This window comes from Paraburkholderia sp. MPAMCS5 (genome assembly GCF_036016995.1).
GTDB lineage: Bacteria > Pseudomonadota > Gammaproteobacteria > Burkholderiales > Burkholderiaceae > Paraburkholderia.
This window is the reverse complement of record NZ_JAYXBK010000002.1, coordinates 97,145-111,834: the sequence shown is the minus strand read 5'-3', so window position 1 is coordinate 111,834 and position 14,690 is coordinate 97,145. Positions and strand designations below refer to the sequence as shown.

16 protein-coding genes are annotated in these 14,690 nt (G+C 63.8%); 5 read left to right on the top strand and 11 right to left on the bottom strand.

From position 1 onward, the window contains the following. Window positions 1-151 precede the first annotated feature (151 nt). From VOM14_RS04505 to bamE, 4 genes are all read right to left on the bottom strand, one after another. Entirely contained in the window at window positions 152-580 is a 429-nt protein-coding gene (locus tag VOM14_RS04505) for an ExbD/TolR family protein (protein ID WP_327627557.1), read from the bottom strand. A 47-nt stretch (window positions 581-627) separates the two neighbouring features. Continuing rightward, entirely contained in the window at window positions 628-1,332 is a 705-nt protein-coding gene (locus VOM14_RS04500; RefSeq protein ID WP_327627556.1) for a MotA/TolQ/ExbB proton channel family protein, read from the bottom strand. Between the two features lie 41 nt (window positions 1,333-1,373). Beyond that, a complete protein-coding gene (dapB, locus tag VOM14_RS04495) occupies window positions 1,374-2,171 on the bottom strand; it encodes a 4-hydroxy-tetrahydrodipicolinate reductase (RefSeq protein WP_327627555.1) in 798 nt (265 codons plus the stop codon). 191 nt (window positions 2,172-2,362) lie between these two features. Continuing rightward, window positions 2,363-3,202, bottom strand: coding sequence for an outer membrane protein assembly factor BamE (gene bamE / locus VOM14_RS04490; RefSeq protein WP_327628103.1), 840 nt, complete (start codon window positions 3,200-3,202; stop codon window positions 2,363-2,365). 158 nt (window positions 3,203-3,360) lie between these two features. Here bamE and fur point away from each other — a divergent pair, with 158 nt between their 5' ends. Further along, window positions 3,361-3,789: a ferric iron uptake transcriptional regulator gene (gene fur, locus VOM14_RS04485; RefSeq protein ID WP_012434340.1), complete on the top strand. Its 429-nt coding sequence runs from the start codon at window positions 3,361-3,363 to the stop codon at window positions 3,787-3,789. A 141-nt stretch (window positions 3,790-3,930) separates the two neighbouring features. Here fur and VOM14_RS04480 read toward each other — a convergent pair whose 3' ends face one another. From VOM14_RS04480 to VOM14_RS04470, 3 genes are all read right to left on the bottom strand, one after another. After that, a complete protein-coding gene (locus VOM14_RS04480; protein ID WP_327627554.1) occupies window positions 3,931-4,443 on the bottom strand; it encodes an ureidoglycolate lyase in 513 nt (170 codons plus the stop codon). 13 nt (window positions 4,444-4,456) lie between these two features. Further along, on the bottom strand, window positions 4,457-5,467 hold the full coding sequence (gene alc, locus VOM14_RS04475; RefSeq protein WP_327627553.1) for an allantoicase: 1,011 nt from the start codon (window positions 5,465-5,467) through the stop codon (window positions 4,457-4,459). Between the two features lie 61 nt (window positions 5,468-5,528). After that, entirely contained in the window at window positions 5,529-6,857 is a 1,329-nt protein-coding gene (locus tag VOM14_RS04470) for a C4-dicarboxylate transporter DctA (RefSeq protein ID WP_327627552.1), read from the bottom strand. Between the two features lie 227 nt (window positions 6,858-7,084). Between VOM14_RS04470 and VOM14_RS04465 the strand changes: the two genes are divergently transcribed. Further along, window positions 7,085-7,777, top strand: coding sequence for a FadR/GntR family transcriptional regulator (locus tag VOM14_RS04465; protein WP_327627551.1), 693 nt, complete (start codon window positions 7,085-7,087; stop codon window positions 7,775-7,777). Between the two features lie 42 nt (window positions 7,778-7,819). On the opposite strand, the gene gap is transcribed toward VOM14_RS04465, so the two are convergent. Both gap and tkt read right to left on the bottom strand, forming a co-directional pair. Beyond that, entirely contained in the window at window positions 7,820-8,830 is a 1,011-nt protein-coding gene (gene gap / locus VOM14_RS04460) for a type I glyceraldehyde-3-phosphate dehydrogenase (protein WP_327627550.1), read from the bottom strand. 107 nt (window positions 8,831-8,937) lie between these two features. Further along, entirely contained in the window at window positions 8,938-10,959 is a 2,022-nt protein-coding gene (tkt, locus tag VOM14_RS04455) for a transketolase (protein ID WP_327627549.1), read from the bottom strand. Window positions 10,960-11,256: 297 nt separating this feature from the next. Here tkt and speE point away from each other — a divergent pair, with 297 nt between their 5' ends. The 3 genes from speE to VOM14_RS04440 all read left to right on the top strand — a co-directional run bounded on the left by speE (window position 11,257) and on the right by VOM14_RS04440 (window position 13,422). Then, window positions 11,257-12,138 carry a polyamine aminopropyltransferase gene (gene speE / locus VOM14_RS04450; protein ID WP_327627548.1) on the top strand — a complete coding sequence of 294 codons (882 nt, stop codon included), beginning with the start codon at window positions 11,257-11,259 and terminating at the stop codon, window positions 12,136-12,138. Between the two features lie 110 nt (window positions 12,139-12,248). Next, window positions 12,249-12,662 (top strand): VOC family protein, encoded by a 414-nt coding sequence (locus VOM14_RS04445; RefSeq protein ID WP_327627547.1) that lies wholly within the window; start codon window positions 12,249-12,251, stop codon window positions 12,660-12,662. A 19-nt stretch (window positions 12,663-12,681) separates the two neighbouring features. After that, a complete protein-coding gene (locus VOM14_RS04440) occupies window positions 12,682-13,422 on the top strand; it encodes a 16S rRNA (uracil(1498)-N(3))-methyltransferase (RefSeq protein ID WP_327627546.1) in 741 nt (246 codons plus the stop codon). A gap of 141 nt (window positions 13,423-13,563) precedes the next feature. On the opposite strand, the gene VOM14_RS04435 is transcribed toward VOM14_RS04440, so the two are convergent. Both VOM14_RS04435 and VOM14_RS04430 read right to left on the bottom strand, forming a co-directional pair. After that, window positions 13,564-14,133: a barstar family protein gene (locus VOM14_RS04435; RefSeq protein WP_327627545.1), complete on the bottom strand. Its 570-nt coding sequence runs from the start codon at window positions 14,131-14,133 to the stop codon at window positions 13,564-13,566. A 7-nt stretch (window positions 14,134-14,140) separates the two neighbouring features. After that, on the bottom strand, window positions 14,141-14,557 hold the full coding sequence (locus VOM14_RS04430; protein ID WP_327627544.1) for a ribonuclease: 417 nt from the start codon (window positions 14,555-14,557) through the stop codon (window positions 14,141-14,143). Window positions 14,558-14,690: the final 133 nt, after the last annotated feature.

Here is a 14,690-nt window from a genome sequence, read left to right as displayed (position 1 = left end):
CGCTGGGTTCGGTGCTTTCGCACCGGCCGCTAAGACTGTGGTGCTTTGCTGGATGAAAATGGCGTCGTTTCCCCTTCTGCCGGGGAAAGGGCTGATTATACCGTTCGCGGACGCCAACGCCGCGTGGCGACGTAGGCGGCGAATCGCGCGGCTAATGCTGCGCGGGCGGCGGCGGGTCCGTCACGAAGCCGATCCGCTCGAGACCGGCCTGCTGCGCGGCGCCCATGACCTGCGCGATCACTTCGTAGCGTGTATTGCGCTCCGCGTGGAGGTGAATGTCGGGCGGTTCGGCCTCTTTGCCCGCTTGCGTGAAACGCGCGCGCATCTGTTCCTGCGTGATGACGCTGCCGTTCCAGTAGAGCTTGCCCGCCGCGTCGATGGAAAGCGAAATGGTCTGCGCCGTTTCGCGCGCGGGCGACGCCGCGACCTTCGGCAGATCGAGCCGGATGGCGTGCGTGAACAAAGGCGCGGTAATGATAAAAATCACCAGCAGCACCAGCATCACGTCGATCAGCGGCGTCATGTTGATGTCGGCCATCGGCGCGGCCGTCTGCCTTTTTTCGAGTCCGCCGAATGCCATGCCGCCTCCTGTCGCCGTGCCGCGCGCCGCTTGAGTTCAGTGCCTGTTCAGTGAGTCGTGGCCTGCTGGCCGCGCGCCGGCGCCTGGCCCGCGGGCGCGCACACGTACGCGTGCAGGTCGTGCGCGAAGCCGTCGAGTTCTTCGGACAGCTGCCGCACGAGACGCCCGAGCACGTTGTAGGCGAGTACGGCAGGAATCGCGACCACGAGGCCGAAGGCCGTCATGATGAGCGCCTCCCCGACCGGGCCGGCGACGTTTTCAATCTGCGCCTGACCGCTCGCCGCGATGCTGCCGAGCGCGTGATAAATGCCCCACACGGTGCCGAGCAAGCCGACGAAAGGCGCCGTGCTGCCCACCGACGCCAGCAGCACCTGGCCGAATTCGAGCCGCCGCTGCGACGCATTGAGCGCCTGGCGCAGCGCTCTCAGCACGCGTTCGCTGCGCTCGACGCGCGCGAGCAACGCGCCGGGAATATCGACTTCGACGGCATGGAGCGCCGCTTCGGCGAGCGGCGCGAAGACGCGCTCGCGGTCGTCGCGCTTCAATACCGCGACGCCCTCGGCCAGCGTGGACGCCTGCCAGAACCGCGCGACCGCGCGCGTGGCCTGACGTTTCGCGCGCACGAGCACCCAGGTCTTGACGATCAGAAAGCACCAACTCGCTATCGACATCGCCAGCAATACGTAGGCGACGCCATGCGTGATCGCGTCGCTAGTTTGCAGGTAATGGATGATGCCGCTGCCGCCTGCCATCTGACCTCGCCGTGGAAAAGTACGCCCGGGCCGCTGAATGCTCAGCGCAGGCCGAGCACGTCCTGCATGTCGAAGAAGCCGGTCTGATGGCCTTCCAGGAAGCGCACCGCACGAAGCGCGCCCTGCGCGTACGACAGGCGGCTCGCCGACTTGTGCGTGATTTCGATGCGCTCGCCGATGCCCGCGAACAGCACCGTGTGGTCGCCGACGATGTCGCCGCCGCGAATCGCCGAAAAGCCGATGGTGGACGGATCGCGTTCGCCGGTCACGCCTTCGCGGCTGTAGACCGCGCAGTCGTCGAGATTGCGGCCAAGCGCATTGGCGATCACTTCGCCCATGGTCAGGGCGGTGCCGGACGGCGCATCCACCTTGTGACGATGATGCGCCTCGATGATCTCGATGTCGTAGCCGGTCGCGAAATGCTTCGCCGCGAATTCGAGCAGCTTCAACGTGACATTCACGCCTACGCTCATATTCGACGCGAACATGATGGCGATCTTGTCCGCCGCGTCACGCAATTGCGCCTTTTGCGCGTTGTCGAAGCCGGTCGTGCCGATCACCATTTTCACGTTGTGACGCTGCGCCGCTTCCAGATGCATCAGCGTGCCTTCGGGGCGCGTGAAGTCGATCAGATAATCGGACTCGGCGAACACGCGCTCGATGTCGTCGGTCAGCGTGACGCCCGTCTGTTTGCCGAGAAAGGCGCCGGCGTCCTGGCCGAGTTGCGGCGCGCCGGCACGGTCGAGCGCGCCGGACAGCGTGGCGTCGGAATCGTTGAGAACGGTTTCGATGAGCATGCGGCCCATACGGCCCGATGCGCCAGCAATCGCAATTTTCATGGCTACGAGGGTTCGAAAGACACAGCCCGGCGGAAGCGGGCAAAAGCGGCGGCGGGCAGCACGCCCTCGCGCCGCGCATAACGGGAACAGCCAGGATGCGGACGGCGCCGCGCGAGGCCCGAAGTAATCCGCAGCGGTTACTTCACGGCGGGCTCCGCACGACGGCCGTCTTTAAAACAAGGACAGCGGGATTACTGGCTCGTTCCCGAAGTGGACGACGGCGCGGTAAGCGGCGCGTTGTACGTCGGGCCGTTGCTGCCTTGCGAGCCCGTGGGTCCGACCGGATTTTCCTGCGACGACGACTGCGGCGGCGGCGGACGGTGGAACTGGAACTGCGGTTGCCCGCCGGACGTCGGACCCTGCGAAGGAATACCGCCCGCGCTCGCCGTGGGCGCCGTGGAGCGCACCGACGACTGCGCGTTGCGGCCAGGCGCCTGCACCGCATTCATCGCACGATTGGCGGCTTGCGCGGCTTCCGCGTTCGCGTCGGTGGACGGCGCGGCCGCAGCCGACGCGCCCTCGACGGACGGCGAACGTGCCGTGTCGACCGTGGCCGGCGCTGCGGCGGCAGCCGACGCGCTCGCACCCGCCGCGCTGCTCGCGACGTTTGGCACGGCGGCCTTCTTGCCCCGCTTGTCGCCGTCGATTTCGGCCAGCAGTTCGAGGTTCGACGGCAGATCTTCGCCGCCGCTCCAGCTCGCGACGCGGTCGCCGGAGAACTGGATCACGAAGTCACGCTGCTGCACGACGCTCGTCGAGCCGCGCTTGAAATAGAACACGTAGTCCCAGCGGTCCGCGTGGAACATGTCGGTGAGAAGCGGCGTGCCGAGCAACTGACGCACCTGCGCGCGCGACATACCCACCTGCATTTGCGCAGCGGCTTCTTTCGACACGAAATTGCCCTGCACAACGGTAATCCGGTACGGCGTGATGCTTTGAGCAACCCGCTGCGTGAGGCTGTCGTACGTGGAGCATCCTGCAAGAATCGCGACAGCCGCAACAGCCGCAACAGCGATCAAGGTACCCCGCATGCGGCTCCCCCGGTAGATCAGTTGAGATTTTGAAATCATTTCACTCACCGTGCGGGCCCGCTGACGAGCCGCGCGAGTTTCATTCCATCGAAGATGACCAGAACGGCAAAAACACATTACTATGAGAGCCTAGCATTGTACTCTAGGGATCCCTTGTCATGACCAATCCAACCGATCTCAAGAATATCGGGCTCAAGGCGACCCTTCCGCGCCTCAAAATCCTTGAGATTTTTCAGCACAGCCCCGTGCGCCATCTGACGGCCGAAGACGTGTATCGCAACCTCCTTCATGAGGAACTCGATATCGGTCTCGCCACCGTCTATCGCGTGCTGACCCAGTTCGAGCAAGCCGGCCTGCTTTCCCGCAGCAATTTCGAATCGGGCAAGGCGGTGTTCGAACTGAACGAAGGGTCGCATCACGACCATCTGGTGTGCCTCGACTGCGGTCTTGTCGAAGAATTTTTCGACTCCGAAATCGAGAGTCGTCAGCAGTCCATCGCGAAGGAACGCGGCTTCAAGCTGCAGGAACACGCGCTGGCGCTGTACGGCGCGTGCACGAAGGAAAACTGCCCGCATCGCAAGCATTGACGCGGCTTCGGCCGTGTCGGGGGGCGCGGCCGGACGCTTCGCAACGAGCAGCAAAATGGCCCAGCCGGTGTGAATCGGCTGGGCCATTTTTTTGGGCGGACGCGGCCCGCGACAGGCCCGCGCCGCGCTCATTTCACTCGCTTACTCCACCGTCTCCGCGCTCCGCGCGAACGCGAGCCGCCATGGCTCGTCGAGCGTTTGTTCGTCGCAATTCGGCTGCTCTCCGCCGCGATCCACGACCAGAAAATCGCTCACCTGATCCAGCGCCAGCAACGGATGATGCCAGACGCCTTTCGCGTAATTGACGCCCTGCCAGGCGTCGGTCCAGAAGCCGCGCATCTGCGTCGCATCCAGTTCGCCGGCAGGCGCGACCACGATCAGATAGCGGCATCGCGTTAAGGGAATGAAAGCCTGGCTGCCGAGCGGATGCCGCTCCATCATCGCGATTTCGACCGGAAGCGCGCGCGGCTGCGCCCGAAACAGGTTGATCAGCGGACGGCCGCCCTGCTCCGTCACGTCGACTTGCGCGAGGTCGTGATAGCGCTCGGTCGTACCGCCGTTGATGGCGAAATGGCGCGCGCCGTCGAGTTCGATCACGTCGCCGAACGGCGCGAAGGACGCGCGCGTCAGACGCTCCATGTGCAATGTCTTCATGCGTGACACTCCGTTACGCGATTTCGCCCCACAGGCGCAGCCGCGAGACGCCGCCATCGGGAAAAATATTGAACCGCACGTGCGTGACCGGACCGAGCGAGGCAAGGCCGTTCTCGAACGTGTGGACGTGATCCATCTGCAACTTCTGCTCGTCGAGAAGCACGGGCCAGAACATGGCTTGCGTGACGAGGGAATCGTCGGTGCCGCCCGTCACGCTCGCGGCTTGCAGCGAGCAGCGATCGGGGAAATTGCCCTTGAAGTGCGCGGTATCCACCTCGATTTTGCGAATCACGCCCGGCCGCGCCAGCGCGACGATCGCCCAGTCGTTGCCCGGCTCGCGACGGCGCCGCGTCTCCCAACCGTCGCCCATGTTGACGCCGCGGCCGGGCATCAGCATCTGGGAGGCCGGACCGAAATGCTGGTTGTTGGCCGCGACCAGATATGCGCCGTTTTCGACGGCCGCGAGATCCAGCAGCGTGCCGCGCTCCACGCGCTCCCAATCGCGCTTTGGCTGGCCGTACACGCGCAGACGCGCGAGGCCGCCGTCCGGATACAGATTCACGCGCAGATGCGTGAATGCGCGCGCGTCGTTCACTTCGACGTAATGGTGCTGGTTGCCTTGCAGCGTCGTCGCGGGTACGAGCGTTTGCCAGTCGGCGCTGTCGGGCGGCACGTCGCCGTCCACGTGACAGGCGTCGATCGACGCCGCAGGCGGAAAGTTGCCGGTGAAGTGGCTCGTATCGAGATCGACCCCATGCACGACACCCGGCCGCGCGAGGCGGATCACGCAGTGATCGTGGCCGGTGGTGCGCTTGCGGCGCGTTTCCCAGCCGTCCATCCATTTGCCGTGGTCGTCGTATTTGCCGGGGATGAACACCGCCGGTTGCGGTTCGAGCATGCGCTCTTTCGGCGCGAAGAAGTCGTCGCTGGCGAAGAGCGCCTTCGCGCCGAGCCGCGGATCGGCGAGGTTCATGTAGCGACGGGTGAAAGCGGGAGCGTTCGGGTCGAGGATCAGATTGGCCATGGTTTCCAGTCAGACGACAAAAGGTTGAGGATGCACACGCGCGGTTGTCCGCGCGCCGTTTTCAAACCGCCGGTGCGCCCTTCGCGCTGACGGGTTCGACGCCCGCGTCTTCTCCGGCGGCGACGTAGCGGAAATCAGCGTCCTGGTTCAGCACGCGACGCGCACGCGCCCGGTCGATATCGTGTTCCCACACCGCGACGACCACCGTCGCCACGCAGTTGCCGATCAGATTCGTCAACGCGCGGGCAATGCCGACAAACCAGTCGACGGGAAGAATCAACACGAGGCCGAGCACGGGAATCGCCGGAATCGCGGACAAGGTCGCGGCCAGAATCACGATGGCCGAGCCGGGAATGCCGTGCGCGCCCTTCGACGTCACGAGCGACACCAGCACCACAACGATCAGATCGTGGAGGGAGAGCGGCGTGTTGGTCGCCTGCGCGATGAAGATCACGGCGAGCGTGAGATAGATCGAGAAGCCGTCGAGATTGAATGAGTAGCCGGTGGGAATCACGAGACCGACCGTCGAGTCCTTGACGCCCATCCATTCGAGCTTGCGCATGACTTGCGGCAGCACGGCATCCGAAGAAGCGGTGCCGAGGACGATCGACAGTTCTTCGCGCAAATAGCGCATCAGCTTGAAAATGCTGAAGCCCGCAAGCCGCATGACGACGCCCAGCACCACCACCACGAACACGATGCAGCTCGCGTAGAACACGAGCACCAGCATGCCGAGCTGCTTCAGCGATTCGACGCCGTAGGTGCCGGTGGTGAACGCGATCGCGCCGAGCACGCCGAGAGGCGCGAGCTTGATGATGAACCCCATCACGCGGAAAAAGACCTGCGCAAGTTCGTCGATCATGTTGCTCACGCGCTGCCCCTTCGCGCCGAGCAACGACAGCGCCGAGCCGAACAGCACCGAAAACACGAGAATCTGCAGGATGTCGCCGGTCGCAAAGGCGTTGAACGCGGTGTCCGGAATGATCTTCAGCAGAAAGCCCGCGGTGTCCTTCAGGCTCTTGGCGTGTTCCGTGTAGGTCGACAGCGAAGCCGGATCGAGCGAGTGCACATCGATGTTCATGCCGACGCCGGGCCGCGTCGCGTAGGCGAGCACCGCGCCGATCACGAGCGCGATCGTCGTCATCACTTCGAAGTACACCACCGCCTTGAGTCCCACGCGGCCAACCTTGCGTAGATCGCCCGCGTGCGCCATGCCGCTGACCACGACGCAAAAGACAATCGGACCGATCACCATCTTGATCAGCTTGAGAAAGCCGTCGCCGAGCGGACGCAGCGATTGGGCGAAATGCGGATAAATCGCGCCGATCACCACGCCGACCACCAGCGCGATCACGACCCGGCCAAACAGCGAGTTAAAGAATTTCAGCACGGCTTCCTCCTGAGTTCGACTTCCATCTGTTCAGACTGGTCCGACCAGAACTGTTATGGTGGATAGTAGGAAGCCGATATACTGGAGTCAAGGAATCATGGAACGGTGTTTACCCGCGATTTCCCGGAGAGGTTCGGGCGGGTTTTGAGGCGTCGCGAGAACAGTCGCACGTCCGTTTAACCTGCGTACTACAATACTGGTCAGACCGCACTTTCATGTGAGCTTTGATGAAAAATGTCCCGCACACCGTTACCGATGCCGCCATCGCGACCATCCGCGAACGGATCGAAGCGGGCGTTTATCCGGTGGGCAGCCTGCTGCCGGCGCAACGCCAGCTTTCGGAAGAACTGGCCATTAGCCGCGCGTCGCTGCGCGAGGCGCTCTCCACGCTGGAAGCCTTGGGTCTGCTGGTCATCCGGCCCGGCAAGGGCGTGTACGTGGAACGCGCGAAGGCCGCTGCGGCGCAGTCCTGGCGCTTCGCCGCGCAGTCTTCATTGCCCGACACGTATCAGATGCGCTACGCGCTGGAGGGCTTTATCGCGCGGATGGCCGCGCTCGCCGTCAGCGATTCGGACCTCGCGTGGTTGGAGGAGAACATCACGGCCATGCAAACAGCGCTCGCGTGCGACGAACTCGACGAAGCCGCGCGCCTCGACTATGACTTCCACATGCGGATCGTGGGCATTGCGGGCAACGCCGCCATTGAGTCGATTCTCAGCAGCAGCGCGGAAATCATGAAGGAGAGCCAGCGCATGCCGTTTTATCGGCGCGAGCTGGTGTTGTCCACGTACACCGAGCACCGCGCGATTCTCGACGCGCTCAAGGCGCGCGATTCGGCCGCGGCCGGCAAGGCCATCGAAACTCATATTTCCAATGCCGCGCAGCGCGCAGGCGTTTATTTCCCGACTCCGCAGGCATAAAAAAACCGCTCCGAAGAGCGGTTTTTTTGGCGCAGACGCGGCTTACTTCGCGTTGGCGAGCGCAACAGCCGTATCCAGCATGCGGTTCGAGAAGCCCCACTCGTTGTCGTACCAGCTCGACACCTTGACCAGACGGCCCGACACCTTGGTCAGCGTCGCGTCGAACGTCGAGGAAGCCGGGTTGTGGTTGAAGTCGATCGACACCAGCGGCGCGTCGTTATAGCCGAGGATGCCCTTCAGCGCGCCTTGCGACGCTTCCTTCATGATCGCGTTGACTTCTTCGACCGTCGTGTCGCGTGCGGCGATGAACGACAGATCGACCACCGACACGTTGATGGTCGGCACGCGAATCGCGTAGCCGTCCAGCTTGCCGTTCAGTTCCGGCAGCACGAGGCCGACAGCCGAAGCCGCGCCCGTCTTGGTCGGGATCTGGCTGTGCGTGGCCGAGCGCGCGCGGCGCAGATCTTCGTGATACACGTCGGTCAGAACCTGGTCGTTCGTGTACGCGTGGATCGTGGTCATCAGGCCGTTCACGAGGCCGATCTTGTCGTTCAGCGGCTTGACGAGCGGCGCGAGGCAGTTCGTCGTGCACGATGCGTTCGAGATCACCGTGTCCGATGCCTTCAGCACGTTGTGGTTCACGCCGTAGACGATGGTCGCGTCGACGTCCTTACCGCCCGGCGCCGAGATGATCACCTTCTTTGCGCCGCCGCGGATGTGCGCGCTGGCCTTTTCCTTGGTCGTGAAAAAGCCCGTGCATTCCAGCACGACGTCGACCTTCAGCTCGCCCCACGGCAGTTCAGCCGGGTTGCGGTTGGCCAGCACGCGAATCTTGTCGCCGTTCACAACCAGGTAGTCGCCATCCACCGACACCTCGCCCGGGAACTTGCCGTGCGCGGTGTCATATTGCGTGAGGTGAGCGTTGGTTTTGGCATCGCCGAGATCGTTGATGGCGACGATTTCGATATCGTGCTTCTTGCCGTTTTCATAGAAGGCGCGCAGCGTGTTGCGGCCGATCCGGCCGTAGCCGTTGATTGCGACGCGAATCGTCATGGTCTATCTCCTGATGGCTGAAAAAATACGTCGATGTTTCGTCTGACCGGCCGCGTTGCCGCGCGTTCATCTCTTCCTTCACGCAGGCGGCAACGCTTTGCTCAAGATCAGCCGAGTGCGGCTTTGGCCGTCTCCACCACGTGCTCGACGGTGAAGCCGAAATGCTTGAACAGAACGCCGGCCGGGGCGGATTCGCCGAACGTGTCGATACCCACCACGCCGCCTTCCAGACCCACGTACTTGCGCCAGAAATCCGTCACGCCCGCTTCGATCGCCACACGGCGCACGCCGTGCGGCAACACGCGTTCGCGGTAGTCGGCGTCCTGCTTGTCGAACACCGTGGTCGACGGCATGGAAACCACGCGCGCCGCGATGCCTTCACGCGCGAGCGGCTCGATCGCCTTGAGCGCCAGTTCGACCTCCGAACCCGTGGCGATCAGTATGATCTTGCGCGCGACGATTTCGTCGTTCCAGTCGCGCAGCACATAGCCGCCCTTCTCGATGTTCGCGATCTGCGCGTCCGTACGCTCCGAGAACGGCAGATTCTGACGGCTGAAGATCAGGCACGACGGGCCGTGATGTTCAACCGCGTGCGTCCAGGCCACCGCGGTTTCGACAGTATCCGCCGGGCGCCACACCTGCAGATGCGGAATCAGACGCAGGCTCGCGACGTGTTCGATGGACTGGTGCGTCGGGCCGTCTTCGCCGAGACCGATCGAGTCGTGCGTGAACACGAAAATGGACGGCGCCTTCATCAGCGCGGCGACACGCAGCGCGTTGCGGCTGTAGTCGGAGAACGTGAGGAACGTGCCGCCGAATGCCTTGAAGCCGCCATGCAGCGCGACGCCGTTGATCGCGGCGCTCATGCCGAATTCGCGCACGCCGTAATTCACGTAGTTGCCCGCCGCGTGGCCATTCTCGTTCACGCGCACCGGCTTGGCGGCCTTCCAGTTGGTCAGGTTCGAACCGGTCAAGTCGGCGGAACCGCCGAGCAGTTCGGGCAGAACAGCCGACAACCCTTCGATGGCCTGCTGCGACGCCTTACGCGTTGCAACCGTTTCCGCGCGCTCGTTCGCGCCGGCGATGATCGCCTTCGCCTTTTCCTTCCAGTCCGCCGGCAATTGCTTCGCGTCGCGACGCTTGAATTCAGCCGCTTCGTGCGGATATTTCGCTGCGTACGCGGCGAACGCCTTGTCCCAGTCGGATTCGAGGCGCGCGCCGGCTTCCTTCGCGTCCCACGCCGCATAGACTTCCTGCGGAATCACGAACGGCTCCCACTTCCAGCCGATAGCCTCGCGGGTCGCCGCGATTTCCTTGTCGCCGAGCGGCGCGCCATGCGAATCGTGACTACCCGCCTTGGTCGGCGCGCCTTCGCCGATCACGGTTTTGCAGCAGATCAGCGTCGGCTTGTCGGACTGCTTCGCCTGCTTGATGGCGGCGTCCACGGCGTCGACGTTGTGGCCGACCACGTTCGGGATCACGTTCCAGCCGTAGGCTTCGAAGCGCTTCGGCGTGTCGTCGTGGAACCAGTGAACGACTTCGCCGTCGATCGAAATGCCGTTGTCGTCGTAGAACGCAATCAGCTTGTTCAGCTTGAGCACGCCGGCGAGCGAGCAGGCTTCGTGCGAAATGCCTTCCATCAGGCAGCCGTCGCCGACGAACACATACGTGTGGTGGTCGACGATCTTCGCGTCAGGCTTGTTGAATTCGGTAGCGAGCAGCGACTCGGCGAGCGCCATGCCGACCGCGTTCGCCAGACCCTGGCCGAGCGGGCCGGTGGTGGTTTCGACGCCCGGCGTGATGCCGTATTCCGGGTGGCCCGGCGTCTTCGAATGCATCTGGCGGAAGTTCTTCAGCTCGCCGATCGGCAGGTCGTAGCCGGTCAGGTGCAGCAGCGAGTACAACAGCATGGAGCCATGGCCGTTCGACAGCACGAAACGGTCGCGGTCGGCCCATTGCGGGTTCTTCGGGTTGTGACGCAGATGGCGCGACCACAGGGCCACGCCGATTTCGGCCATGCCCATCGGCATGCCGGGGTGGCCGGAATTCGCTTGTTGAACGGCGTCCATGGCCAACGCGCGGATTGCGTTGGCCATCAGGGAAGTGTGTGCGGGAGACGGGGTCGTCATGTCGAGTCCGGAGACAGAGTCAAAAAGCGGTGCGCGCTTTCCGGGAGCTCGGCGGCCAGTCCGCTTCGGCGCACGATGCGGCGCCGGGAGACGCGAAACGGGCAGAGCAAACGGACAAGGCTGAAAGCGTGACATTCTAACAGAACGTTGTCGGGCTCCCGGTGCGCAAAGCCGCGCAACGGCGCGGCCCCGTGGCGGTCTTCGCGCCCGCATTCGTCGGATGTTCGCGGGACCGCGCCGCGCATCGCCTTTACAATCAGAGGACTGAAACCAACCGTCCCAGGCAGGCACGCCGCCTTGAGCGATCCTTTGCTATTCCATCCGTGCCCCGGCGCCGTCTACGGTTTTCCGGACGCGTCGCTCGTTGCGCGCGTCGATTCGCCCTATCAGCGGATCGAGGTGTGGGACACGCGCGAGCTTGGCCGGCTCTTCACGCTGGACGGCCGTCCTATGACGTCCACCGGCGACGAGTTCATCTATCACGAGTGCATGGTGCATCCGGCGGCGCTTGCGCATCCGTCGCCGAAAGCCGCGCTGGTGCTGGGCGGCGGCGATGGCGGCGCCGCGCGGCAATTGCTCGCGCATCCGGGCATCGAAAAAATCGTTGTGGCCGAACTCGACGCGCAAGTGGTTCGCGCGACGCGCGAGCATCTGCCGCAAGTGCAAGGCGGCGCTTTCGACGACCCGCGCGTCGAACTCGTGATCGGCGACGCCGCGCATTACGTGGCGGCCGCCGCCGACACGCAATCCGCGAATTTCGACCTGATCGTCTTCGACCTGACACCGCCCGATTCGCCGGCCGCCAGCCTGTACACAACCGCCTTCTACGGGCAGCTCAAGCGAATCATGAGCCGGGACGCGGCGGTCTCGCTCCATCTTGGCTCGCCGTATTTCCATGCCCAACGGATGGCGGGACTGCTCGCCGATCTGCGCGGCGCGTTCGCCGTCGTGCGCACGATGAGCGCGTTTGTTCCCCTCTACGGCTCGTTGTGGATGATGGCGATGGCCAGCGACACCCTCGACCCCGCCGCGCTGTCAGCGGATGCCGTGGCCACGCGCCTCGCCTCGCGCGGCATCGCCGCCTTGAAACACTACGGCGCGGCCACGCACGCCGGGCTGTTTGAGGTATCGCCGTCGGTGCGCGATAAACTAAGTCAATTCTTAAAGCCGCCAGGCTAACGCACGGGCAAAATGCACGCCTTGGTCGCAGAGCGCTATTCCATTTGCATACCGGGCCCGCTGCCAGCTTCAAGGCACGCGTCCAACAACCCATCGATCTGGAGAACCCCATGACCACCCCTCGTCCAGCCGGTGTGCCCTGGTTGACCCCCTATCTGACCGTGCGCGACGCGCGCGCCGCGACCGCGTTCTATACCGCGGCGTTCGGCTTCGAATTGCGCGACAGCGTGCAGGACGACGGCGCCGTCATGCACGTCGAGATGACGTATCAGGGCCAGTTGATCGTGATGTTCGCGCCCGAAGGCGCGTTCGGCTCGACCGCGAAAACACCCCGTAGCGCGGGCGCGATCGCGCCGCAATCCTTCTATGTCTACGTCGACGATGTCGACACGATCTACGCCCGGGCGCTCGCTGCCGGCGCGAAATCCTTGAGCGAGCCGCAAGATCAGTTCTGGGGCGACCGCTTCGCCCAGGTCGAGGATATGGACGGCTACCGTTGGGCGCTCGCTCGTCATCTTTCGTGAACTAATGAGTATTTTTCTGATGCCTCGCTTCTTCGTCGGTACGCCTCTTTCGCCCGGCGACCTCATGCCACTTCCTGATGACGTCGTGCGGCACATCCTCGTGCTGCGCTTGCAGACGGGCGACTCCATCGTGCTTTTCAACGGAGAAGGCGGCGAGTACAGCGCTGAACTCGTCGGGATCGAACGTCGCGCGGTGACGGTGAAAGTGGGCGAGTTCCGCGACATCGAGGTCGAGCCGCCGTACCGGCTCACGCTCGCGCAGGGCATTGCGAGCGGCGACAAGATGGACTGGCTGATCGAGAAGGCCGTCGAACTCGGCGCGTTCAGCTTCGTGCCGCTGACCACCGCACGCAGCGTCGTGCGTCTGTCCGGCGAGCGCGCACTGCGCCGGCATGCACATTGGGAAGGCATCGTGCGGGCGTCGTGCGAGCAGTGCGGGCGCAACCGTCTACCGGAAGTCATGCCCGTGCGCGAAATCGCCACGTGGCTCGGCGCGATGCCGCGCGTGCCTGCGGAGGGGGAATTGCGCATTTTGCTGTCGCCGCGCGCGAGCATCCAATTTTCGGCTCTGCCCGCTACGCCGCCTAAAGGCTCCGTCACGGTGCTCGTCGGCCCTGAAGGCGGTTTTTCCGCCGCCGAAGAAGCCGCCGCGCTCGATCACGGATTTGAGGCGGTGGGTCTCGGACCGCGCGTGTTGCGCACCGAGACTGCCGGCATGGCGGTCCTGTCGGCGCTTGCGGCTGTGTGGGGCGGCTGGTGAGCGGCCGAACTCGCAGCCTGTAAGCCGCGCCAGTGATGGCCGCGCTTGCATGGCGAACCGGAAGCGCCAAAAAGAAAGGCCCGCCAGTTGGCGGGCCTTTCTTTTTTCAACCTGCGATCAAACCGGATTCAGACAGCGCGTTCAGGCGAACGAATAGAACACGCGGAAAGCAACCTTGCGTTCGGCCCAGAATTCTGCCGCTTCGCGGAACACGTCCAGCAGCGTCTCGCGCCCTTCCTTGTCGAATTTTTGCGCGACAGGCAATTGCTCAAGCACGATCACGAAGCCCGGCTGCGCACCCGCCTTATGGACCAGATCGGTCAGGCAGTCGTAGAGCGCGTCATAATTTTTGCCGAAATGTTTCGGAAACAGGAACGACGTCGCGATGGTCTCCAGAACTTCCTGCTTCGACTGCGCGTTGGCGCAGTATGCATAGAGAAAGTGCTGTTGGAGTTGATTTGCCTCGTCCGCGAGATCCTGAACGCGGAACGCGCGGATCGACTGTACGATGTTCGGTCGTACGGTCTTGAAAAGACTCATGGGCTCCTCGTTCGATGAAACCACACTGTCAGGCTCGCTCCGGTTCTCCCGGCTCTGATCGCCGGCGCGCATCTGCATGACGCGCTGGAACAGGTTGCCGTCGCCGGCCGCGAAAAGATCCGTCGCGACTCCGGTGTCGTGCGCGTAGACGTTGTCGCTCATGCCGTTCATCCCGATGTCATTCAACAATACGATTAAAACTGGTGTAGTGGTCGTCCGAGTAGTAACAATTGTCAGTCCGCCTGAGCGGACCTCCGCAGACGATGCGGCGCGCCCCGCGATTCCGTGAGCGAGGCGTGGGAACGGTGTATTCGTGGTAATAGCCGCGCCGGTTGGGCGGCAGCAACCGTTCGCGGTTGCCGAACACGACGCCGTCCTTCTCATACGGGTAAGGCCCACCCGCGGCAATCAAGTTCAATGTATTGACCGCTTCGCGAGGCAACTGCGCCAGCGCGACGGCACCCTCTGCCCGTGCATTCGTGTCGGCGGGTGCCGTGAAGTTGCGCGCGCTGGCGTGAGGCACGGGGCCACAGAAAGCGCACAGCGCAACAGCACCGATCAGCACGCCCTTAATGCGCTGCCAACTGCGTGCCATGTACCAATTCCCGGCTGTTAGATCACGAGTTTGACGACCATGAAAGACGTAAGGGTATCGCTAATGGTCCCCGGAATCAACGTTCGCCGGGCTTGCAAACGCCCGCAATAAGGTGCGAAAGCCCCACCGGCCG

Excerpts from the sequence above, each read along its gene's own strand:
- VOM14_RS04505 (WP_327627557.1), bottom strand. The coding sequence starts at position 580 with ATGGCATTCGGCGGACTCGAAAAAAGGCAGACGGCCGCGCCGATGGCC.
- VOM14_RS04500 (WP_327627556.1), bottom strand. The coding sequence starts at position 1,332 with ATGGCAGGCGGCAGCGGCATCATCCATTACCTGCAAACTAGCGACGCG.
- dapB (WP_327627555.1), bottom strand. The coding sequence starts at position 2,171 with ATGAAAATTGCGATTGCTGGCGCATCGGGCCGTATGGGCCGCATGCTC.
- bamE (WP_327628103.1), bottom strand. The coding sequence starts at position 3,202 with ATGCGGGGTACCTTGATCGCTGTTGCGGCTGTTGCGGCTGTCGCGATT.
- fur (WP_012434340.1), top strand. The coding sequence starts at position 3,361 with ATGACCAATCCAACCGATCTCAAGAATATCGGGCTCAAGGCGACCCTT.
- VOM14_RS04480 (WP_327627554.1), bottom strand. The coding sequence starts at position 4,443 with ATGAAGACATTGCACATGGAGCGTCTGACGCGCGCGTCCTTCGCGCCG.
- alc (WP_327627553.1), bottom strand. The coding sequence starts at position 5,467 with ATGGCCAATCTGATCCTCGACCCGAACGCTCCCGCTTTCACCCGTCGC.
- VOM14_RS04465 (WP_327627551.1), top strand. The coding sequence starts at position 7,085 with ATGAAAAATGTCCCGCACACCGTTACCGATGCCGCCATCGCGACCATC.
- gap (WP_327627550.1), bottom strand. The coding sequence starts at position 8,830 with ATGACGATTCGCGTCGCAATCAACGGCTACGGCCGGATCGGCCGCAAC.
- tkt (WP_327627549.1), bottom strand. The coding sequence starts at position 10,959 with ATGACGACCCCGTCTCCCGCACACACTTCCCTGATGGCCAACGCAATC.
- VOM14_RS04445 (WP_327627547.1), top strand. The coding sequence starts at position 12,249 with ATGACCACCCCTCGTCCAGCCGGTGTGCCCTGGTTGACCCCCTATCTG.
- VOM14_RS04440 (WP_327627546.1), top strand. The coding sequence starts at position 12,682 with ATGCCTCGCTTCTTCGTCGGTACGCCTCTTTCGCCCGGCGACCTCATG.
- VOM14_RS04435 (WP_327627545.1), bottom strand. The coding sequence starts at position 14,133 with ATGAACGGCATGAGCGACAACGTCTACGCGCACGACACCGGAGTCGCG.
- VOM14_RS04430 (WP_327627544.1), bottom strand. The coding sequence starts at position 14,557 with ATGGCACGCAGTTGGCAGCGCATTAAGGGCGTGCTGATCGGTGCTGTT.